Below are 21,164 nucleotides of genomic sequence, written 5' to 3'. Positions count from 1 at the left end.
CGAACAACTTCTACTGCTTTACACCATGCTTCGCCCAGATGCGACAAGTGCCTTCCATTGAAACCATGCAAGCTCCCTTCGGCGACTCGGGCCTGCAAGCATCCATGAACAATTGACATTCGCTGGGCTTAATTTTTCCAATCATTACTAAATGACATTGGCATCCAGGTAAAAGATCTCTGCCAACTTTTACTTTCACACCGTGCTTCTTTCGAGCATCCCACTCTTCAAACTCGTCTTTCAAGGCAAACGCTGAGGAAGGCAACATTCCTAGACCTCTCCAACCACCTTTAACAACATCGAAAACACGACTAACAAGCTTTAACGCCTTTACATTTCCCTCCCGTTTCACAGCCCGCCCATACTCGTTCTCCAACCTAGCCACCCCGTCCCTCAATTGTCGCAATAATAAGTCAACTGCAAACAGTACATCTAAAGGCTCAAAACCAGCCACTACAACAGGCATATGATAAGCACTCGTAAACACTTCGTAAGGCTTCAAACCAATAATGGTTGAAACATGACCCGGTGCAATAAATCCGTCAATATGCAAATCTCCAATCCCCAACAACAGCTCCATAGCCGGCGGGATCAAACGATGCGAAACAAGAAAACTAAGATTCTCAGGCGGCCCCTTTAACACTTCATTCGCCGTCGTAGGCGCAGTTGTCTCAAAACCAATCGCAAAAAAAGCAAAATCTCTACCCGGTTCTTCCTTCGCCATCTTCACAGCATCACCGACACCGTAAACAACACGCACATCACCTCCCTTAGCCCTCGCCTCAGCCAAAGACAAGTCCGAGCCGGGAACCCGCAGAACATCCCCAAAAGTTGCAACTGTAACCCCCTTCAATGCCAACTTAACCGCCTCATCAATTTCTGCTGCCGGTAAAACACAGACAGGACATCCAGGCCCCGCAATCACCTCCACATTCTTCGGAAAGAAACTGCGCAGCCCAAAATGAGTCACCGTCCACTCATGAGTTCCGCAAACGTGGCAAAACTTCACCAAGTAGTCTGGCGTAAGCTCAAGAATGTGCTTCGTAACCCGCCTCGCCAATTCTGGATTACGAAACCCCGCTAACTCTTTCAAACCAAATCACAAGTCCGCGTTTCAACGCCTCTTATTAAGTAGTGCCCAAAAATTTCCTGCATATGCAAAAGTTCCTATGGCTTAGGCATTGGCTCTTCCATTTTCAAAATTTCATTCCACAACCTAAGCGTCTCCTCAGCCTCTTTTCTGTCAATTACTTGGATAGCATAGCCTGCGTGAACCAAAACATACTCATCAACCTTCGCCTCTACCAGAACAACGTTTACTTCTCTAAGGACACCTCCCCCAAAGTCCACCTCAGCTACATCACCATGAACCTTCACAACTTTTGCAGGAATTGCCAAACACATTTCTTATCCTCTGTCGAGAATCTTCATCGCCCATAAATCAGTTTCGGTTTACGTAGATGACAACACAAATGCGCGCATTTCTAGGATGATGGAGAGGTCATGGGAAATCCTGTCAAAAAGGCTGTCAAAATCCTATCAATCCCCAAAAATCACAAAAACCTGAAAAGACAATACCTAACTTTGAAAAAGGTTTGAACAAACCTTGCATTTTTTAGGCTTCTTGAATTTGCCCATGAACAGCTCATTTTAGGCTTTTTTTCTGAATTTAGCTTGAACGCATGAGTTAAAAGGCTGCACAACGGTTTTTCAAGAGTTGCATCAACCATGAATTTACCATAGTTTTGCTCGAACTCATGATGAACCTGTTCAGAACAGAGGAGTGAACTGATGGAGAAAACAATAAAACTCCTGACAAATTTCAAGAAATTGGATTCTTACTCAAATTTCTACTCTGGAGAAGTTAAACCAATATGCACAAACTAGGCGAGTTGCCCAAAGTGCAGGGGTGGGATTCGAACCCCCACACACACATTTTTCAGTACTTTGCGGAACCGCAGAAGTATTTAAAAAGAGTTGAAGAATTATAGAGCCAAATGCCACTATCGAAGAGTTTGATGTGTGCGTTCATTATTGTCACGTTGCTTCTTCCAGAAAGGTCTATTCCATGCAGGCATGCCGGCCCTGATCCTTGAAGCGCGTAACCTGCTCCATCAACTACGATGTTGTCCCTCTCAACAACGATTCCATCTGCATCAGTGATGAAGTTATCAGTAAGGGTATAGGTTATGTTGTCAATAGTTAAAATTGGTGCTGTTGGAGGGTCAATGCTGCTATCAGCCCTAATGTAAATGGTTCCACTTGCTCTAACTGGTTGAATGTTTGTCACATTGATGCTTAGAAACAATGCCATCACTAGAATTGTCAAAGTTGCTATTTTTTTGTTCAGTTTTGATTTCTCCTTTTTTGTCTTTTACACATCTTTTTGTGGTGCGTCCCCTTTCGAGGATTCCGCTCACACCTCAAAAAAGATGGGAGTTGTTGTTTGAAGTCGGTTAGCAGTTTCTGCCTTATCTCATCAGGTTCCGTTGCCAACCAAGACCACCTGTTTTTTGGGGATAGTTGAGGTAGTCTTCAAAAGGAATCATCAACGGCTGGTAGTCTATGTTGTTTTCACCAATGACGTATGGTGTGTCTCCTATTTTGTCGCCGTCACTGTCAGTGCCGTTGTAGGTGTCCCAGTAGTTTTTATTCCAGTAGTTCTGCGATTCTCCAGCCGAGCAGTGAATAGTGTTGTTTTGGAAATCGTTTCGATAAATCCTATTGTCCCTACCTGTAACTGAGAGTCCTTTGCTATTGTTGAAGAACGTGTTTTGATAAACTTTATTGTTGTTAGAATCTGGTGCAATTCCTAGACCTAAAAACCTCCAGTGTTGGATGTAGTTTTCTCGGATGGTATTGAAGTGACTGTTCTCGAAGACTATACCTACAAGTTCGAAGCCACCGTAACAGGTTATGCTGTTCACCGCGTAGGTGCTATGGTTTGAGTTAAGGTTGAAGATACCGAACCAGTTTGAGAAGCTGTTTTTGTAGACGTTAGTATATGTTGAATTGAGTACTAATGTGCCTAAAATAGTGAACACAACATTTTCTTCAATTGTGATGTCAATGGTATTTACCAGAGTAAAGGCCCACAAAAAGTTCACAACCTGCACGTTTTTGATAGTTACGTCGTCAACAGAGTTCAGAGTGAATCCATATTCTAGATTGTCCCACCATCCACTTCCAAAGTCAAATGCTGTGGCATTGAGAGTCCATCCGTCACCATCGATTGTTACTCCACTTCTTTGCACATAAATCTCGGCATGTATGTTACCTATAAACCCGTATGTTTCGGTAAAAGGAACATGATAAAGCCTATGAACGTGTGGTGAATTTCCTGTTACTGAACCATCAGGGTTAATGACGATATAACTAAAACTACTTGGTTGTTGTATTTGTTGTTCGTTAGGTTGTTCGTTTATAACTGCACTTGTTGGAACTGCAAATGGCAGAAGTGTTAAGAACGCAACCATTGTGAACATCATTATTATTTTCTTGATTTTATTCACCTCCATTTTGTTCTTTTAAACGCTTTCTTAATGGACAGCAAAAGTTGTTGGCAACAGTGTTATACCTACAATATTCAAGAAGCTGTTTCCCTCAGATTGCTCCCCAACTTCAAAAGTTATATCATTCTGTTTCCAAATAACATTTATGGAAGAATGTTCTATGCAAATGATTGGTTGTTACCCAAAAATGGGGGTTTGCGGGAGACATCTCCACTGTGACCTGAAATACCTCACCTCGATCGCTTTTCTTTGTGTAGTGCTATTGGAGTTTATGATATTACCCAGATGAGTACTCGAGCCTCTTCCCATTGCCAATCTTCATATCCTCTTAAGAGATCTACTGTGTTCTCATCTACTAGGAGCCATCTCATTCCAGTGAAAGCAATGTCCACGCCGTCTATGGTCGTATCCCAACCGATTCCAATTTGATGGTAAACCCAATCGCCTCCCTCAATTAGGCGCCCATAAACGTAAACGAATAAATCGGTTGTCCCGAGACCGTGATCAAATGACTTTCTATCGTTAACCCAACCAGCAGCGGATACCCATCCGCTGTCGTAATCTGGTGCATCAAATCCCCCTAGTGCTCCCTGTGGTCCTGTTTCTCCTTGTGGTCCTGGTGGTCCTACTATCCATGGGTCTTCAAGAAACTCCATCTGAGCCTTCAACACATCTACTTCACTCTGCAAATCTGCTATTTGAGCCTGTAAATCAATCTGAGTTTGCAGGTCTTCCACGTCGTCCTGAATGCCAAAGATGGCTTCCCACATTTCAGTGAGAGGGTCTTCTGGTCCAGCAGCTACCAGTGCAGTTCCAATTAGAAAGGATATAATTGCAATGACTGAGGTCAGAGTAACAATTTTCTTGTTCAACTTCATTCTTTTTTCACCTCCCTTACCATTTTTTTACTTGGGGAATTGGCAAATCAGCAATCCCCCTTCAACTCTACACAAATCTTTTGTTTTAGGCGAATAAATGACTTGTGAAAGATTTTTCTATAATGTTTCTACATGCGTCTAACTGGTTTCACGTGTTTGATATAGAACATGCATGAATATTCTGGAAAAATGGGTAAATGCGGGAGACATCTCCACTGTATTCTGTGCTGCGAAATACATGATATAGAATGGAAGATAACAGACATTTAGAGCCTCATATCGGGTGATATCTCCACTGGTTGCTGGTTCGCGTTCTACCAGCAACGCAACAGACAAGCCCGCGATTCTATTTGCGTTTTTTCATGTGGCTTTGTATGTCAAGGCGTTAGTTTTTTAAGGGTGAACTGCTATCGTGGAAGAGAATTCACATGTATCTGAAAGCAGAACATAACCTAACCTGTGAGGGTGAAAAAATTGAACCAAAAAGAGGACAAGCCACGCTTTGGCTTCATGACACGCAACTACTTAGTGCTAACCCTCACATCCACACTATGTGGAATCCCCACAAGCATCTGTAACACCTACTTCTCCCTATACGTCTTCGGACTAGGCGGAACAGAGATAACAATAGGCCTAATCGCAGCCTTGGGAAGCACTACTTATGTCATATTCTCGATCATAGGCGGCCACATAGCAGATCTGTATGGCAGAAAGAAACTAATCGGCTTAATGACCATAATCCTTGGGTTAAGCCAATTCCTCGTAGCAATCGCACCCAACTGGCAATTCCTAATCCTAGCCATAATACTAACAAACATGTGCTGGATATTCGAACCCGCATTCTGGGCCATACTAGCAGACTCCATAAACGAACAAAAAAGAGGAACAGCCTTCGCATTCTACAGCTGCCTAAGCTTCCTACCATGGGCCATAATGCCCTCCATCGGCGGCTACCTAATCGACATCCACGGCATTCTAGCCCCAATGAGATGGGCTTACGTTGGCCTGGCAATAATAGGCATAACTGCAGGAATAATACGACTATCAATGCTCACAGAAACCATTTCTCCTCAGAACAGACAAACTGATGAGCAATACAGCCTTAAAGGATTAAGCAAACTCGTAAAAGACGCCTTCAAAGGACACTTACAAACATGGTCATGGATGCCCCACTCAGCCCTCGCCCTAACAGCCATCTACATTTTATGGGCATTCGAATACGGCCTAGTCGAACCCTACTGGATAGTCTACGCCGAAGAAATAATCGGCGTCACATCTACACAATGGGGCATCGTCATAAGCATAGGCAGTGCAATCAGCATCGCGTCGAAGATACTTATAGTTGGCAAACTGCTAGACAAATTCAGTCGAAGAAAAATTCTGTTAGCAACAACAGCCTTAGACATATTCACCTACCTTCTCTTTATCCGCTGCGGCATGTTCATACAAGTTCTAGCTCTCTGGACCGCAAGTTCCTTCATATGGTCTTTTTATGAGCCAACATACTCATCTTTGGAAGCAGACCTGATTCCAAAGGAAAGAAGAGGAAGAGTGTTCGCTGCTTTCGGCGTTGCTTGGTCAGCATTCAGCGTTCCAGCAAGTCTTCTAGGAGGATTCGTTTACGAGCGAGTTAATCCTGAATTGTCCTTCGTCATGGCATCGGTTGTCATTATGCTATGTTTTATTCTAACTGCACTATTCATTAAGCAACCACAATGCACTGAAAAGTAGATGATGACAGGAAGCCATGGAGAAGAATACAATCCTCAAATTAACTCTTTCTTATTACATACACAAATATGTGAAAAAAGGGCGTGCGGTTTCTGTGGTGTGACAGTTTTCCTCATGTTCTAATGGATGTGCATGTTGACTCAAATCAGCCGCTAGCGCAAATTACGGCTGCGAGAGCTTGCCCGAAGGAAATTCCACCATCGCCAGCTGGGAGCGATTCGTGCACATAAAATCCAATCCCGTTTTTTTCCACAAGCTTCTTTATGGCAGATGTTATGTGTTTGTTGTAGGCTACGCCGCCGGAGAATCCTATTGCCTTTATTCCCATTTTCTGCGCTGCTCCAACTGCAAGTTGAGCCAGGCCCTTTGCCAAGTAAGACTGGGTGGAGTACGCCAAATCTGCAGCTGAAAACTCGTCTTTTGCCTCGAAAACAGCCCATACAATGCCAGTCGTGTCAAGAACCTCATTTTCAATCTCTGGTTGCAGCTTAAGCACATCCTGACCATGTGTTGCTGCTGCTTCCAGCTTCATCGCTGGTTCCCCCTGATATGTCCTTTCATGACAAATGTCTAAGATTGCTGAGACAGCGTCTAAAACTCGTCCACAGCTTGTGGTGGCTAAGGGGGGGTGTTTGCTGTTAAGTTGGCTAATTATTGCTTGCGCTTCTTCTCTTCCATGAGGGAGATATTTGCTTCTTTTTAGAAGCCAGTTTCCAATGTTTACTACGTCGTCTAGTATTCCCGCTGCCATTCGAAGGGGATAGCGGGCTGCTAAGTCGCCTCCAACTAGGAGTTGTTCCTGAAGATGGCCAACTCGTTTAAAACAGTCTTGGGTACAATGGAGAACTTCGCCTCCCCAAGGTTTTCCGTTCTCTCCATAGCCATAGCCATCGCAGACGATTCCGACAATCTCGTCCAAACCGTGTTCTCCCATCAAGGAAAGCATGTGCGCATGATGATGTTGAACAGGTGTAACTGAGCAATCTACTTGGTCTGCTATTTCTTGAGCTAGTCTTGTCGTGGCGAATTTTGGATGTAAGTCACAGGCTACTGCGTCGATTTTCGCATTTGTCAGTAGCATCAAGTGGCGAATTGTCCTTTTTAAGAAAGTGAAAGTTTCAAGGTTTTCTACATCACCTACGTATTGGGACATGAAAGCCTTATCATGCCACAGGATACAAGAGGTTACATTTTCTTCTGCACCTACACCCAAAACACACTTGCTGAATGAATGTTTGAGATTGATAGGCGTGGGGGCGTATCCTCGCGATCTTCGGATGAAGCTCATTTTTGTGTTGTGCAGACGGATGACCGAGTCGTCGCATCTTTGGGCAATTGCTCTGTTGTGAAACAAGAAATAGTCAACTGTAGAGCCCAGCGTCTTCAAAGCTTCGACATTTTCTGCGATTATTGGTTGGCTTGGAGGATTTGCACTGGTCATAACAAATGCCGGTTCTTTTACTTGATCAAACAGCATTACATGCAATCCGGTGTATGGCAGCATTACACCGACGTTATGTAGGCTCGGTGCGACTAGTTCTGAAAGATAGTAGTTTTCTGCTTTGTCTAGGAGCACTATTGGCCTTGCATGTGAAGATAATATCTCTGCCTTTTTTTGGCTAACGTTTGCAAAGGTGCGAACTGTTTGTAGGTTTCGTGCCATGATGGCGAAGGGCTTTTGGGTTCTGTGCTTAACCTTTCTAAGTCTGCGTATGGGGTCGTCTTTGGTTGTCGCGGTTGCTACGTGAAAACCGCCGTAGCCTTTGATTGCGAGTACATGTCCTTCCTCTAGCAGACACCCTGCTTCACGTATTGGGTCTTTAAGGGGTACAGGTTCGCCTTTGTTTGTCGTTAGGTATGCTTGTGGTCCGCATTTGGGGCAGGCCACTGTTTGGGCGTGGAATCTTCTGTTAGCGGGGTTTGTGTACTCTGTTTTGCAGAACTCGCACATTTTGAAATCTTGCATTGTGGTGTTTTGCCTGTCGTAGGGCAGTTTGCGGATTGTTGTGTAGCGTGGACCGCAGTTGGTGCATGTGATAAAGAAGTAATCGTGTCTCGGATCTGAATGGTTACGAAGTTCTTTTAGACATTCGTTGCATATGGCGATGTCTGGTGGAATTGCTGAGCCTGCTAGTTCCTTTGCTTCAGAGCTTTTGAGGATGGTGAACTCGTTGAAGCTTCCTGTGTCTTTCTTATAACGTATGAGTGTTTTGTAAATGCAGGCGAGGGGCGGTCTCTTCTTTTCCAAGTCATTCAGAAAATGATTTATGTCGAGTTCTCTGCCCTCTGCAACAATTTCTACACCTGCATCGCCACGGTTCCTAACGTAGCCTTTAAGGTTGTTTGCGGTGGCTATCCGGTAGATGAAAGGACGAAATCCTACTCCTTGAACGATGCCGAGGGCTTTGATTTCTGCACGCACTGGTTTGTGCTCCTTTTCAATTTGCAGTCTTGGGAACCCAAAATACTTTACGCTTTTTGTTTCGTGATGTTGGAAATCTAATAATAGAGGATGGTTTTGGGCTGTTATAGGGATTCTAGTCTGACATTTATGCTTTCGCCAAAGTCAATCAATGCGCATTTTCCGTGTCTTGCAGGTCCTGGGTTAACTATGATGGTATCATTTATTCTGTCTATTCCAGTTGCTTCATGGATGTGACCGCATAGCACTAGATTCAGGTTTGTTTTTTCTATGAATTCTCTTACGCTGAAGCTTCCTGCATGTTCGCCTGCAGATGTTACATCTACCTTTGTGTCTTTAGGTGGAGGGTGTGAAATCAAAATGGTTCTGTGATTGGCTTGGCAAGAGTTATAGCCTTGTTCCAGAATATTGGCAATCTCTGTTTCTGTAAGTTCGAAGGGTGTATCGAAAGGACTTGGCGAAGAACCTCCTACACCAAAGAAATTGGTGTTGCCAATTTGCTTGCATTTTCCGTGGATGGACTCTATTGTCTCTATTTTTTCTTCTGCCAATGTAGGGGGGTCACAGTTTCCTGGCACAAACAATACTGAAGACTTTGTGGCAAGTAAAGAGGAAAGTAGTTTTTTGGCTTGTTGCACAGAACCAAAATGCGTCACATCCCCGCACACAGCAATCATATTCACATGGTTCCGCTTTGCCTTCAAAGAAACTTTTTGAAATGCCTCAACATCGCCATGAAAGTCTGTAGCCGCCAAGATTTTCAAATAACATACCCTTCATACATCAAATAGGAAAAGGCTAGTTTAAAGTTTTTAATGTTAGGCTTAGAATAATCAAACGAGATAGCTGTTGCTCTTGTGATGGGTGGACCGCATGTCAAAGAAGTTAACTTATGCCGAATCTGGTGTTGACAGAGAACTGAGGGCAAAGTCAAAGACGGCTTTGAAAATGCTAAGGCGAACCTACAAGTTTAGTATTTACGGAGAAGTTTTGCAGCTTCCTTATGGCAATGTTTTTCCAATAAGCGATAGATACCTCGACCTCGCCATAGAAGGAGTTGGCACTAAAGTCCTCTTGGCGCAACTAGCTGATAAATACGATACGATAGGCATTGACGGCGTGGCGATGGTTGTAAACGATGTGATCAGATCTGGCGCTAATCCACTAGCCATTGCTGACAACATTCACGCTCAAATATCTGATCCGTTTCTGGTGGAGGAGTGGATGAAGGGCATAGTGGAAGGCGCCGTCGAGTCCCAATGTATCGTGGCAGGGGGCGAAATTGGTGATGTTGCGGAAATCATAAAGGGACTTAAAGAAGGCAAAGGTTTCGACATGATAGTTGCGTGCATCGGTGAGGTGGACAAGGACAACATAATACTTGGTACCGAAATCAAACCAGAAGACGTTGTTATAGGTATCAGAAGCTCTGGCATTCACAGCAACGGCATCACATTAGCTAGGAAAGTTTTGTTCAAGAAGTGGGGCGGCAAATTCGACCCTTATGATGTTCCAGAAGGCTTAGAGAAAGAGCTCATTTATGAGGCTTTAGAGCCCACAAAAATCTACGTAAAATCGCTACAGGAAGTTGTAAGGCAACACGAAATTAAAGGCGCCGTCCACATAACTGGCGATGCCTATCTGAAATTTAACAGGCTCATGAAGTTCTCCAAGGGAGTAGGATTCGAATTCAACAATTTCAAGCCACAACCCATCTTTAGGTTACTGCAAAAAACAGCAGAAACATCAGGCGGCATTAGTGATGAAGAAATGCTGAAAACATTTAACATGGGATGGGGATTCGCCATAGTTGTAGACAGAAGAAAGCAGGATGATGTGTTAGATGTTCTGGACAAAAGCAAAGTTGAAGCAGAACCCATTGGAAAGGCGACCTCCACGGAAAAAATCATAGCGCTTTACAAAAGGAAAAAGTTGGTGCTCAAATAGCATTTTATACTTTTATATAAATCTAGCTTACACAAGATTTAAATTTTTAACTGTTTAACTATATTTCATGCTATACAAAGCTCGAGTGGAAGTAAGCCTTAAACCAGGCCACTCTGACCCAGAGGGAGAAACAACTACACGCTCTCTAAAAGAACTCGCCTACCTTGTTAGAATCGTCGGAGTAAGCAAAATGTACACAATAACCCTAGAAGCAAACTCCAGAAACGACGCAGAAACCAAAGTAGAAAACATGTGCAAAAAACTGTTGGCCAATCCCACTAAAGATAACTACACTTTTCAGGTTGAAGAAGCTAAATGACCCTCTTCACTCGTCACAAAACACCTTTCGAAATCCACGAAATAAAAATCCTAGACACAAACGATAAACAACTGCTAAGAATCAGCCAAGAACTCAGCATAGGCTTAAACCTAGAAGAAATGAAGGCAGTAAAAAAATACTTCTCCAAGAAAGGCAGAAATCCAACAGACATAGAACTCCAAACAATCGGACAAACATGGTCAGAACACTGCTTCCACAAAACCTTCAAAGGAAACATAATCACCGACAAAGGCAAAATCCAAAACTTGTTTAAAACCTACATAGCTAAAGCAACAAGCGAACTGAACCAACCATGGTGCATTTCTGTATTCGAAGACAACGCAGGCATCATAGAATTTGACGAAAACTATGCAATCGCTGCGAAAGTGGAAACCCACAACCACCCTTCCGCCATAGAACCCTTCGGCGGCGCCGCAACAGGCACTGGAGGCGTTATTAGAGATATATTAGGCGTGTGGGCTGACCCCATTGCCTGCACCGACGTTCTGGGATTCGGTCCTCTAGACTACGACTACGATAAGCTTCCACAAGGCGTCAAACATCCAAAATATCTCTTCAGAGGGGTAGTGGCAGGCATAGGATGCTACGGCAACAACATGGGAATCCCCACCGTAAACGGAGCAATATTTTTTGACGAAAGCTACGTGGGCAACGTTGTGGTCTACTGCGGATGCATAGGATTGCTTCCAAAGGACAAATTTGTTAAAAACGCGAAACCAAGCGACATAATTCTCCTTGCAGGTGGTAAAACTGGTCGAGACGGAATTCACGGCGTGACTTTTGCCTCCGCTGAACTCACCAAAGAGTCGGAGGAGGTTTCTCGTCCTGCAGTTCAAATAGCCAATCCGATTGAAGAAGAAAAACTGAAACGAGCTATAATCGAGGTTCGCGATAGACGACTTGGCTCAGCCATAACCGACCTAGGCGGAGGGGGTTTGTCAAGTGCAGTGGGAGAGATGGCACGTAGATTTGGCTGTGGTGCCCGTGTTGAGTTGGAAAAAGTTCCTTTGAAATATGAAGGGTTGGCTCCTTGGGAGATTTATGTTTCTGAATCGCAAGAAAGAATGCTACTTCTCGTTCCAAAAAAGAACTTGGAACAAGTTATAGAAATATTCAGGGAAGAAGACGTCAAAGCCACTCCTATCGGCGAGTTTACCGATGACAACGCTTTGAGGATTTACTATGAAGATCATGAAGTTGCAAATCTAAACATAGACTTCTTGTTTGCTCCACCAAAAACAGAAAGAACTGCAAAATGGAATGAAGTAACATTCAAAGAACCCACTTTCCCAGAGCCAAGTAACCTAAACCCATACATTCTAAAACTATTAGCTTCATCAAACATCACCAGCAGAGAAAAAGTAGTACGCACTTACGATCACGAGGTAAAAGGAAACACCGTCCTAAAACCTTTACACGGAAAATTTGGCGGACCCAACGACGCAGCAGTCATCAAGCCACTAGAAGAGAGCTGGAAAGGAATCGCCATTTCATGCGGCATGAACCCCTGCTATGGCAGAATAGACCCCTACTGGATGGCAGCCTCAGCTATTGACGAAGCCATCAGAAACAACATTGCAGTGGGTGGGCGACGAGTTGCTTTGCTGGATAACTTTGTCTGGGGGAGTCCAGAAAAGCCAGATAGGTTGGGAAGCCTTGTCAGGGCATGTGAAGCCTGCTACGAATTCGCAAAGGGATTCGGAACTCCTTTTATCTCTGGAAAAGACAGTCTCTATAACGAATCACCATTAGGTCCTGTGACACCTACGCTTCTGATCACCGCCGTAGGCATCATACCTGATATTAGAAAAACTGTTTCACTTGACTTGAAGTGTCCTGGCAATTTGCTTTATGTGGTTGGTCAAACTTTTGCAGAGTTGGGCGGTTCAGAATATTATGGACTGAAAGGTTTTATGGGCAGGTCGGTTCCGAAAGTTAGAGTTCCTCAGGCGAAACGCGTAATGGAAGTAATGGTTGAGGCGATTGATGGTGGTTGTGTTAGGGCTTGTCATGACATTTCAGAGGGTGGGCTTGCAGTTGCTGCTGCTGAAATGGCTTTTAGCGGCGGCTATGGTGTGGACATTTGGTTAAAGAATGTCCCAGTAACCGAAGATGCTGGTAGAAATGATTTTGTGCTTTTTTCCGAGTCGAACAGTAGATTTCTAGTAGAGGTGCTGAAAGGGCAAGCAGGCCACTTTGAATCTATAACGAGAGGTATTTCTCGCGCTGTCGTAGGCGAAGTAACAGATGAACGCTGCCTATGTGTCTATGGTCTGAGAGATGAAAGGGTATTAGATGCCGATTTAAACGAACTTTTAAACGTTTGGAAACATGGTTTGGAGGCAGAGACGTGAAGCGTAAAGAAATTCGTGTCTGTGTTTTACGTGTCGGTGGAACAAATTGTGATGCCGAAACTAAACGAGCCTTCAAAGATTCTGGGATGAAAGCGGAAGTTGTCCATTTCAATCAGCTTGCCAAACAACAGAACCTGCTTGACTATAACGTTCTTGTTATTCCAGGCGGTTTTTCCCATGGCGATTATGTTCGCGCTGGCGCTATTTGGGCGAAACGGATTATGGCAAAGCTGGGGGAAGATATTAACAAGTTTGTGGATGGGGAACGGCCGATTCTCGGAATATGTAATGGCTTTCAAGTTCTAGTTGAAGCAGGCTTGCTGCCCCAATTTGACGGCGTTAGCCCATTTCCAGAAGCGGCTCTGGGAACTAACATACCCTCAGGCTACAATTGCCGATGGGCCTATCTTAAGAATGAAAGCAGAGGCCACTGTGTCTTCACAAAGGGGCTTCCCTCCGGTTCTGTTGTTAGAATTCCTGTAGCACATTCAGAAGGTCGTTTCATGTTTGCAAAAGAAAACGAGAAAAAATATTTGGAAAAGTTGCTGGACAATGATCAACTGGTATTCAGATACTGCCACTGTAACGGTGAATACGCTGATGGGAAATATCCGTCAAATCCAAACGGATCTTTCCACGACATTGCAGGCATCTGCGATTCTTCAGGAACAATTTTCGGTTTGATGCCTCATCCTGAACGAGCGTATTTTGGATGGCAATTACCCGACTGGACAAGAAATGAGACTGTGCTATCTTTTGGTGATGGAAAAATAATCTTTGAATCAGTTGCTGAATATTTAACAAAAAAATTTTAGCCAGACACCTAGCCTGGGCTCTCCACAATTTTAATATGCCGTTTCTCCAGTTCAGCTAGGATTTTATTGAAAATTTCTTCTTCAACACATAGCTTTTCTAAGGGGACAACACCCTTTTCTTCTATGATTTCTTGAGCTGTCAATTGAGCTAAGATGGAGGCAGGGTACGCCGTTGTTCTTGCCATAGCCGTCACTCCACGTTTTTCATCGTAACGATCTAGAAGATGGTAAATGTAGCGTTTTTTTAATCCCTCTTTCATTCCGCTTATTTCCACTTTCATAGCCAGAATATCTTTAATCTCAGGTCTCCGAAGCTTCGCCTCAAAGAGCTTAACAGTAATTTTTCGCGGTGACAGACGAGCATTCTCGACTTCTATAGGACGTTCATCAAAAAAGCCCAAAGCCTTCAGCAATCTTATCTTCTCAACATGCCCTGGATACCTGAGAGTTTTCTCCCACATTGTCTTAACATCTTCTATCGTATGAAGCAGTGTCCTAAGTCCATCAGTATAAAACGCCTCAAGTTTGCCAGCGCCTGGAAATTCAACTTCTTCCAGTCCAGTTAATGCCTCTACTTCCTTCACTTCACCATTCTCAACTATTTTCGCCTTTCTAGTGTACTCGTCGATAAGGCCTTCTGTGGACCACGTTAGCGTATAGCCCAGAGGGGGAACTGATTCCTCTGGAAGACCACCAACCATTACATGAACACTTTCAACATTATCGAGCTTGCTGATAGCATGGCCTATAAACACATTGCTTATCCCGGGTGCCACTCCACAGTCAGGTATGATCGTCACACCGGCTTTTGTTGCATCTTTATTTAGCGTAAGAGGATTCTCTGGCATATACGAAACATCTACGAAGTCTACGTTTGCATCAATAGCAGCTTTGACAGATTGATAACCAATGTCCCCTGGTAAAGCCCCCACTACTACATCGAACATTTTCATGTTGTCGACCAGTTCACGGTAATTACAAGCATCCAATTGAATTCCAGCAACATTCCTTTCTTGGATAAGAGCAGCTACCTTCTCAGCCCTACTTCGACATTTATCAGCAATAACAATCTCAGTTGAAAGCATACTTTCAGCAAGATCGGTCGCTATAACAGAACCGATATTTCCACAACCTAAAACGAGTATCCTCATATTGAGCCCAACAAGTTACAATTAGCCAATTCTTATCTATTTTAGACTTTTCAAAAATGCAAGTCAGCGAGTTGAGGAAGCCCAGTTCTCGCTCCCATTTTCATTATGCACCTAGACGCCACAAAATTCCCAAGCCGCCCACACTCCAGCAAACTATTTTCTCCAAGTAAGCCATAAAGAAAACCTGCATTCCACGCGTCACCTGCACCTGTAGTATCGACAACTCTTACCTTAAAGGGCTCTACTACATGACTTTCTTCGCCATCAGTTACAAAGCACCCTTTCCTGCCTAGTTTAACTGCCACAACTTTAACTCCTTCAGCTATCAACATTTCAGCACCATCTTCATATTCTTCGCCTGTAAGCAGCTTCATCTCGACTTCGTTAGGAAGCATGACGAAAGTTCGTCTCAAAATAGGTCTTAACGAAGACAAACCCCTCTGAGCATACAACATACCTGGATCAAAACTCACTCTGACACGTTCTGGAAGCTGTTCAACAATTTCTTTCTGGCTTTCAAATGATTTTTCACCCACAAAAGAAGTCAAATGTAGAAACCCAGCCTTTCTCACATAATTTTTGTTAATTTCTCTCAACTCTACGGTGTCATTGACCCCCGGAGCCACATAAAGCGATCGTTCACCATGTTCGTCAACAAAACCCATAACAACACCGCTTCGTCCACTCTTTGCAATAACAATGCCCTTTGTATCAACGTTCTCTTTATTAAAGTCGTCAAGCAAGAGTTGCCCTTCACGATCATCTGAAACTTTGCCGATGTATCCAGTTTTTAACCCCAAACGCGCCAAACCTACAATGGTGTTGGCAGCTGAGCCACCGCAAGATTCTTTGGATTCGACAACAAAACTCTCCTCATCTCTTCCAGCTATCTTATTTACCTTAAAGAGCCTATCAATGTTTAAAGCGCCAAAACCGACAACGTCAAATTTAGTCATAAAAACAACTCTCGTAGATAAATTTTATAATTGCCCAGTTTGCCCCCATAGTTACCTGCGGAAATAACGTGGACCCCTTCTATGCTACATGTGGCTTCGATTCCAGCTTTCATAGCTACCTTCACAGCACTTAGAGAAACACCGTTAATTACAATTTCTGGAATGAAATGGACGCATTCAGGAACTTTAGATGCTGCCCCAAGTTTGTTTCTTAGCGATGGGCAATAAGGATGATTAGTCGTGGGACCTATCGACGGAAATTTGGTTTCAAGTTTTGATCCGGCAGAACATATACCAAAGGGAGCTATAACTCCTTCAACTTCGTCAATTGCTTCAAGAGCTTTTCTTCCCACAGTCATAACGGCCTCTTTGGTTTCACACAGGTACCAGAAATTAGCACCCATAACTCCCTTCGCATAGCCCAGCTGTCTTTCTATGAGAAAGTTTGGCACCATTAAAGGAACAACAATAACGCGGCGGTCATAACGTTTTTCTTCCCATTCAAACCCATCTCCACAATGACCAACTCTTTCCATCATATCCAGTTTTCCTATGGCGTTTGGCAAGGCGTCGAAAAGGGCTGTGAAGGGTTTTACGAGGATGTCTTGTCTGATTCGGTAGGACAGTTCAGTTTCAAACTTTTCTAATGAACTTTGCACAGGCTTTCTATTATCTATGCCACCCCAAAACTGCAAAATTGCCCCCATGCGACCATCTGGCGTTTCTTTTGGAATCAACCATTTTTCGATTCCACCCTCAACTCTGCCTACAACTATTGAAGGCGTCGCCGTTGCGTCTTCAGAAGCACTATGCAAAACCTCTTCATCGTCAGCTGTGACAATAACTCTGCAATAGAGTCCTTCGAAAGCCTCTGCATACGTGTTTTCAACCTCTGTTTTCATGGTACATACCTCTGAAAGGAAGATAAATAAAACTTAGCCGCATCTCAGCCCAGCCGTCCCACATTCTCTCCCCTCACAAGCTTCCTGAAAACGCTACTTTCAGCGGCAAGTTCCTCCACGTTACGTGCGGTAATTTTGCTCACTTTAGGCAACATTTTTGGGAACAAGTTCTGAAGTTTCTCCTGCAATAACGAGTCGCTGCCATACTTTTCTAATGCCTTGTATCCCCAATTATCTACTAAATCGTAAACGACCTCCTTGCCAAGTCTTTCAAAAACATCAGCAATAGTCGCGACTACAAGGGCGTTTGTTGAAAGAACTGCGATTTCGGCTTCGCGAATAGCGTAAGCGTTGCCATTGAAGGAAACTGTCGCACCACCGTTTTCTCTAACTAGTCGGAAACAGTCAACATCTGTAATACTGTCACCAATATACATCACACTACTCAAATTGCTTCCGGCTTCATCAACGATGCTTCTAACTGCCTTCGCCTTCTCTACCCCTCCTACTGGGTTAATCTCCTTCAGCATAGTACCTGACTCCATCTGCATGATCTCTCTCCAGAAAATCTTGTCTAGCCGCTTCATCGTCTGTTGATCTCTCTCTGAAAAATCTTGCAGTGACGTTGCATTTTTAGGGATTTCAATTAAAGGCATCGAGCATATCTCTCGTCTAAACTGGTCAAGTTTCTCCTTTTCTTCTCTACCCATTTGATAAGCGTCAATGTCTAGCGCGGTACAATACGTGTTTTTATAAGGAAAATCTAATGTGCGACATAAAACCTGGATGTAATGCTCGTAACTGGTACTTACAATAAAACTTGGCATCCTACCTTTCACAAATCGCAGCATATCCTTTGCATCTGGTATCAACAAAATGTTTTGAGCGGAAAACTCCATCATCTTTCTATTCGTAACCTCGCATGCTTTAAGAAAAGGAACAATGAGTTTCAAAGTATCGCCCGCCTTGTATCCGTCGCGTTTGACAACGTCTGCTAAAACATCGTCATACGTGCTGATTTGAGTGAAAAATTTGTCGCCTTCTGGAATGAAATGGCAGGCTAACTCGAAAGCGTTGTCGTTTTTTGAAATAGGGCCTTCACAGTCTGTTATGAAAACTCTTTTCGCCTTCTTCACCTGCTCTTACGCCTCAATCTCTCCATGTGCTCTACGCTTTTTTGAACGTGTTCGCTAGAGGCTATGTCGTTTCTGTTCCAAAGGGCACCGCCTTCAATGGCACTTATACCTTTTAAAGAGAGTTCGCGAGCATCTTTGATCGTATCAGCGATGCCGACAACGGCGACAGCTCTTGAAGAGAGAACGTAAACTTCGTTGTCTCTGAGCTCCATAGAAGCGGGATAAACCCGAACATCATCTCCCAACTCGTAGGCTTCTTTCAATCTCACAGGCTTACTGATTTCTTCATGATTCACCTTGTTCGGAAACATGTTCATGTATCCGCCATAAGAGGGCGGTACCTTATAGGTTACTACAGAAGCTTTTCTCTCAATCTCCACCTTCGTTAAGTTGCCTTCTACCATTTTGAAGCAAATATCGACGAAGTCGTCCTTTAGAAGTGGTAGTATGTTTATTATTTCAGGATCGCCTGGTCGACTGTTATTTTCCAGTATTTTCAGTCCATTTGCGGTGTGACTGAAGGCAACATAAAAGGGGACACCTCTCAATTCATCACCGCTTCCCCGCTTCTTCATTAGGTTGAAGATTCTGTTTACGATTTCAACTTGTTTCTCTCGATCTTCAGTTGACATGAAAGGCAAAAGGTTGCCTTCGTCTTTGTAAGAGCCCATTCCACCCGTGTTTGGACCTTTGTCTCCGTCAAAGGCTCTCTTGTAGTCACGGGTTTCAGGCAAGGCTACAAGGTTTTTCCCGTCGCAGAAAGCTTGAAAACTCGATTCTTCGCCCTCAATCTTCTCTTCAACTATTACTTGCCCATGTTGATAATTAGCTAGAAAGTGGTTGAACAGTTGCTCGCGCGTGTTAAAGTGATCTCCCCAAACACCTACTCCTTTTCCTGCTGCTGGAACATCTGGCTTCACCACTGCTTGGTTGCCCAACTCATCCAACCATGCATAAACAGCTTTTTTTACATCAATTTCAGTTTTGTATTCTTTCGGGTTGAAAACCCTAAATCTAGGGTTAACCGCTGGCGCAGCCTCTTCAAAAAGACATCTTTGCGCCACCTTGCTTGCTTCGATGGCGTATCGTTTTGTTGGGCATATCATAGGTATATCTGTTTCCTTTTCCACGACATCTCTTAGACCGTTTATTATCGGTTTTTCTGGTCCAACTATTCCAAAGTCAATTTTGTTCTGTCGTCTTGCAGCAAACCTGCAAATCTTGTTTACATCAAAATCTGGAACAACAACATGTTCTGCCGCTCTTTTTATGTTGAAAGGGTTTTTTTGCTTATCCACAACATAGATTTCTGTTCTATACTCTAAACTTCGTTGGAATGCATCTATCATGGCTGCTTCTCGAGCGCCATAGGAAACGACTAAAATGCCCACCCTTTCCATAAATTTTGCCCCTCGGCTCTTTTGTAGACTGGGATTATTTATCTTTAGACAAGATTTTCAACATCTATTTCGTAAATTCTCCCTGTTTCTTTGTGTCCGCTATCAAATTTTCTCCGCATCCAGTTTGCCAGTCTCTGCGCAAGAGGTGTCGGATACTTACCCGTAACGCAGCCAAAGCACAATTCATCTTTCCGCATGCCAGTAGCTTTTACAAACCGGTCTACAGATTGGTAGCTCAACGAGTCTGCTCCTACTACCTGCGCTATTTCCTCAGTTTCCCGTGTAGAACCTATCAACTCACCATACGTTGCCATGTCAATGCCATAGAAGCAAGGGCCTATGATGCGGGGAAACGTAATGAACAAATGTACTTTTTTGACGCCTAGTTTCCGCATCTTTTCAATGACGACTCTTGTTGTGTCGCCTCTCACTATACTATCATCGATAACTATGAGGTTCTTGCCAGCAAGCTTGTGGTCTACAATATTGATTTTTCGATCTATGGTTGAATAACGCTCTTGCGACAATAAAATGAAAGCTCGGTCAGTCACATAGCGATGTCTTCTTGTACATCTCTCCCAGCGCAATCCAGTCTCTTCATGAAGACCAAAAGCCGCATCATCGCTTGTTTCAGGCAAAGACACGATTAAATCAGCATCTTTAACTATGTCTGAGTACTCTCTTCCCAGATTTCTTCCAAATTCCTCTCTAACCTCATACACATATCTGCCATTAAGCTTCGAATCTGGACGAGCAAAATAAGCAAACTCAAATGCGCAAAGAGCCTTTCTCCTCTTAGCCACAAGTTGCTCACGCTTAAACCCTTCTCCAGTAGCTGTAACAAACTCACCGGGCTCTACTTCAAAGGCGTGGCTAAAGCCATTGATGTCAAGACCCACAGTCTCAGAAGAAAAAGCACAAATACTTCCATTAGAGCTACGACCAGTGCAAAGAGGACGCAGCCCATAAGGGTCTTTGAAGGCAAACAAGTCGCCTTCTTGAGTTATCCCACTTACCGAAAAGGCCCCTTCGACCTCCTCCATGCAAGTTTTAACCGCAGACTGCAAATCACGCCCATTCATGAGTTCGACAGCAAGTTTTCTACAAATCAATTCAGCATCACATTCATAAGAAAAGTTGGGGAAAGTCCGGCAGAGTTCCTTTCTTAGCCCTACAGTATTGACGATGTTCCCATTGAACGAGATAGCCAATTCTAACTTCTTTGTCTCCACTGTAACAGGTTGAGTTCCTCGAATCAACGCCTCCTCATCCAACCGCCCAGACGTCGTATACCGCACATTCCCGATACCAACATGCCCCGGCAACCGAACTAACCACTCTTGAATTTCTTTCTTCTTCACTTTTGGAATAAGGTCTAAACCGCGGTAGACGTTGAATTTTCCGTCGAAAGTCAAAAAACCATGGGACTGGTGGCCCCTATGGTTCTGGGCGCGCATACCCCAGTAGACATGTGGAAAGATGGGCTTTCGTTCGAAATCAATGGCGCTGAATACGCCGCATTCCATTCCGACGGAGTCATCCATGTCTCTCAGTTACAAGTGCAAGTATTTATCAATTTTGTACATGTTCAAAAACAAAAATTGACAGTAAACTGTAGAA

General features: G+C 43.8%; 18 protein-coding genes. 5 read left to right on the top strand and 13 right to left on the bottom strand.

From position 1 onward, the window contains the following. Window positions 1–10: 10 nt before the first annotated feature. The 5 genes from hypD to KAU88_03310 all read right to left on the bottom strand — a co-directional run bounded on the left by hypD (window position 11) and on the right by KAU88_03310 (window position 4,390). Entirely contained in the window at window positions 11–1,093 is a 1,083-nt protein-coding gene (gene hypD / locus KAU88_03330; GenBank protein ID MCK4477545.1) for a hydrogenase formation protein HypD, read from the bottom strand. A gap of 74 nt (window positions 1,094–1,167) precedes the next feature. Beyond that, window positions 1,168–1,404, bottom strand: a complete 237-nt coding sequence (locus tag KAU88_03325; protein ID MCK4477544.1) for a HypC/HybG/HupF family hydrogenase formation chaperone — start codon at window positions 1,402–1,404, stop codon at window positions 1,168–1,170. A gap of 535 nt (window positions 1,405–1,939) precedes the next feature. Beyond that, the gene (locus KAU88_03320) at window positions 1,940–2,317 is read right to left on the bottom strand and encodes a hypothetical protein (protein ID MCK4477543.1); all 378 of its coding nucleotides are present in this window, start codon (window positions 2,315–2,317) and stop codon (window positions 1,940–1,942) included. 154 nt (window positions 2,318–2,471) lie between these two features. Then, the gene (locus KAU88_03315) at window positions 2,472–3,518 is read right to left on the bottom strand and encodes a right-handed parallel beta-helix repeat-containing protein (protein ID MCK4477542.1); all 1,047 of its coding nucleotides are present in this window, start codon (window positions 3,516–3,518) and stop codon (window positions 2,472–2,474) included. A gap of 263 nt (window positions 3,519–3,781) precedes the next feature. Then, complete coding sequence (locus KAU88_03310) at window positions 3,782–4,390, bottom strand: hypothetical protein (GenBank protein ID MCK4477541.1); 609 nt, start codon at window positions 4,388–4,390, stop codon at window positions 3,782–3,784. A 474-nt stretch (window positions 4,391–4,864) separates the two neighbouring features. Between KAU88_03310 and KAU88_03305 the strand changes: the two genes are divergently transcribed. After that, a complete protein-coding gene (locus tag KAU88_03305; GenBank protein ID MCK4477540.1) occupies window positions 4,865–6,121 on the top strand; it encodes an MFS transporter in 1,257 nt (418 codons plus the stop codon). Window positions 6,122–6,266: 145 nt separating this feature from the next. Here the strand turns inward: KAU88_03305 and hypF are convergent, their stop codons facing one another. Next, on the bottom strand, window positions 6,267–8,543 hold the full coding sequence (hypF, locus tag KAU88_03300; GenBank protein ID MCK4477539.1) for a carbamoyltransferase HypF: 2,277 nt from the start codon (window positions 8,541–8,543) through the stop codon (window positions 6,267–6,269). A gap of 104 nt (window positions 8,544–8,647) precedes the next feature. Next, complete coding sequence (locus KAU88_03295) at window positions 8,648–9,307, bottom strand: metallophosphoesterase family protein (GenBank protein MCK4477538.1); 660 nt, start codon at window positions 9,305–9,307, stop codon at window positions 8,648–8,650. Window positions 9,308–9,416: 109 nt separating this feature from the next. Between KAU88_03295 and purM the strand changes: the two genes are divergently transcribed. From purM to purQ, 4 genes are all read left to right on the top strand, one after another. Continuing rightward, window positions 9,417–10,490, top strand: a complete 1,074-nt coding sequence (gene purM, locus KAU88_03290) for a phosphoribosylformylglycinamidine cyclo-ligase (protein ID MCK4477537.1) — start codon at window positions 9,417–9,419, stop codon at window positions 10,488–10,490. A 67-nt stretch (window positions 10,491–10,557) separates the two neighbouring features. After that, entirely contained in the window at window positions 10,558–10,809 is a 252-nt protein-coding gene (purS, locus tag KAU88_03285; protein ID MCK4477536.1) for a phosphoribosylformylglycinamidine synthase subunit PurS, read from the top strand. Then, window positions 10,806–13,184, top strand: a complete 2,379-nt coding sequence (gene purL / locus KAU88_03280; GenBank protein MCK4477535.1) for a phosphoribosylformylglycinamidine synthase subunit PurL — start codon at window positions 10,806–10,808, stop codon at window positions 13,182–13,184. Before purS ends, purL begins: the two co-directional genes overlap by 4 nt. After that, window positions 13,181–13,999, top strand: coding sequence for a phosphoribosylformylglycinamidine synthase subunit PurQ (gene purQ / locus KAU88_03275; protein MCK4477534.1), 819 nt, complete (start codon window positions 13,181–13,183; stop codon window positions 13,997–13,999). Before purL ends, purQ begins: the two co-directional genes overlap by 4 nt. 8 nt (window positions 14,000–14,007) lie before the next feature. Here the strand turns inward: purQ and KAU88_03270 are convergent, their stop codons facing one another. From KAU88_03270 to KAU88_03245, 6 genes are read right to left on the bottom strand one after another with little or no spacing between them, the layout of a single operon-like run. Then, window positions 14,008–15,150, bottom strand: coding sequence for a saccharopine dehydrogenase family protein (locus KAU88_03270; GenBank protein ID MCK4477533.1), 1,143 nt, complete (start codon window positions 15,148–15,150; stop codon window positions 14,008–14,010). Window positions 15,151–15,200: 50 nt separating this feature from the next. Then, entirely contained in the window at window positions 15,201–16,106 is a 906-nt protein-coding gene (locus tag KAU88_03265) for a carbohydrate kinase family protein (GenBank protein ID MCK4477532.1), read from the bottom strand. Then, entirely contained in the window at window positions 16,103–17,008 is a 906-nt protein-coding gene (locus KAU88_03260) for a formylmethanofuran--tetrahydromethanopterin N-formyltransferase (protein MCK4477531.1), read from the bottom strand. The genes KAU88_03265 and KAU88_03260 overlap by 4 nt, the downstream gene beginning before the upstream one ends. A 44-nt stretch (window positions 17,009–17,052) precedes the next feature. Next, entirely contained in the window at window positions 17,053–18,144 is a 1,092-nt protein-coding gene (locus KAU88_03255; protein MCK4477530.1) for an HAD hydrolase family protein, read from the bottom strand. After that, entirely contained in the window at window positions 18,141–19,544 is a 1,404-nt protein-coding gene (locus KAU88_03250) for a hypothetical protein (GenBank protein ID MCK4477529.1), read from the bottom strand. The genes KAU88_03255 and KAU88_03250 overlap by 4 nt, the downstream gene beginning before the upstream one ends. Before the next feature lie 44 nt (window positions 19,545–19,588). Next, window positions 19,589–21,088 carry an amidophosphoribosyltransferase gene (locus KAU88_03245; GenBank protein ID MCK4477528.1) on the bottom strand — a complete coding sequence of 500 codons (1,500 nt, stop codon included), beginning with the start codon at window positions 21,086–21,088 and terminating at the stop codon, window positions 19,589–19,591. Window positions 21,089–21,164 lie beyond the last annotated feature (76 nt).

Source organism: Candidatus Bathyarchaeota archaeon, assembly GCA_023131225.1.
In the GTDB taxonomy this organism is placed as follows: Archaea; Thermoproteota; Bathyarchaeia; order Bathyarchaeales; family SOJC01; genus JAGLZW01.
Note: the sequence above shows the minus strand (reverse complement) of the source record. Positions and strands in the feature narration are given on the sequence as shown.

Excerpts from the sequence above, each read along its gene's own strand:
- KAU88_03325 (MCK4477544.1), bottom strand. The coding sequence starts at position 1,404 with ATGTGTTTGGCAATTCCTGCAAAAGTTGTGAAGGTTCATGGTGATGTA.
- KAU88_03315 (MCK4477542.1), bottom strand. The coding sequence starts at position 3,518 with ATGGAGGTGAATAAAATCAAGAAAATAATAATGATGTTCACAATGGTT.
- KAU88_03310 (MCK4477541.1), bottom strand. The coding sequence starts at position 4,390 with ATGAAGTTGAACAAGAAAATTGTTACTCTGACCTCAGTCATTGCAATT.
- purM (MCK4477537.1), top strand. The coding sequence starts at position 9,417 with ATGTCAAAGAAGTTAACTTATGCCGAATCTGGTGTTGACAGAGAACTG.
- purS (MCK4477536.1), top strand. The coding sequence starts at position 10,558 with ATGCTATACAAAGCTCGAGTGGAAGTAAGCCTTAAACCAGGCCACTCT.
- purL (MCK4477535.1), top strand. The coding sequence starts at position 10,806 with ATGACCCTCTTCACTCGTCACAAAACACCTTTCGAAATCCACGAAATA.
- KAU88_03270 (MCK4477533.1), bottom strand. The coding sequence starts at position 15,150 with ATGAGGATACTCGTTTTAGGTTGTGGAAATATCGGTTCTGTTATAGCG.
- KAU88_03265 (MCK4477532.1), bottom strand. The coding sequence starts at position 16,106 with ATGACTAAATTTGACGTTGTCGGTTTTGGCGCTTTAAACATTGATAGG.
- KAU88_03260 (MCK4477531.1), bottom strand. The coding sequence starts at position 17,008 with ATGAAAACAGAGGTTGAAAACACGTATGCAGAGGCTTTCGAAGGACTC.
- KAU88_03250 (MCK4477529.1), bottom strand. The coding sequence starts at position 19,544 with ATGGAAAGGGTGGGCATTTTAGTCGTTTCCTATGGCGCTCGAGAAGCA.
- KAU88_03245 (MCK4477528.1), bottom strand. The coding sequence starts at position 21,088 with ATGGATGACTCCGTCGGAATGGAATGCGGCGTATTCAGCGCCATTGAT.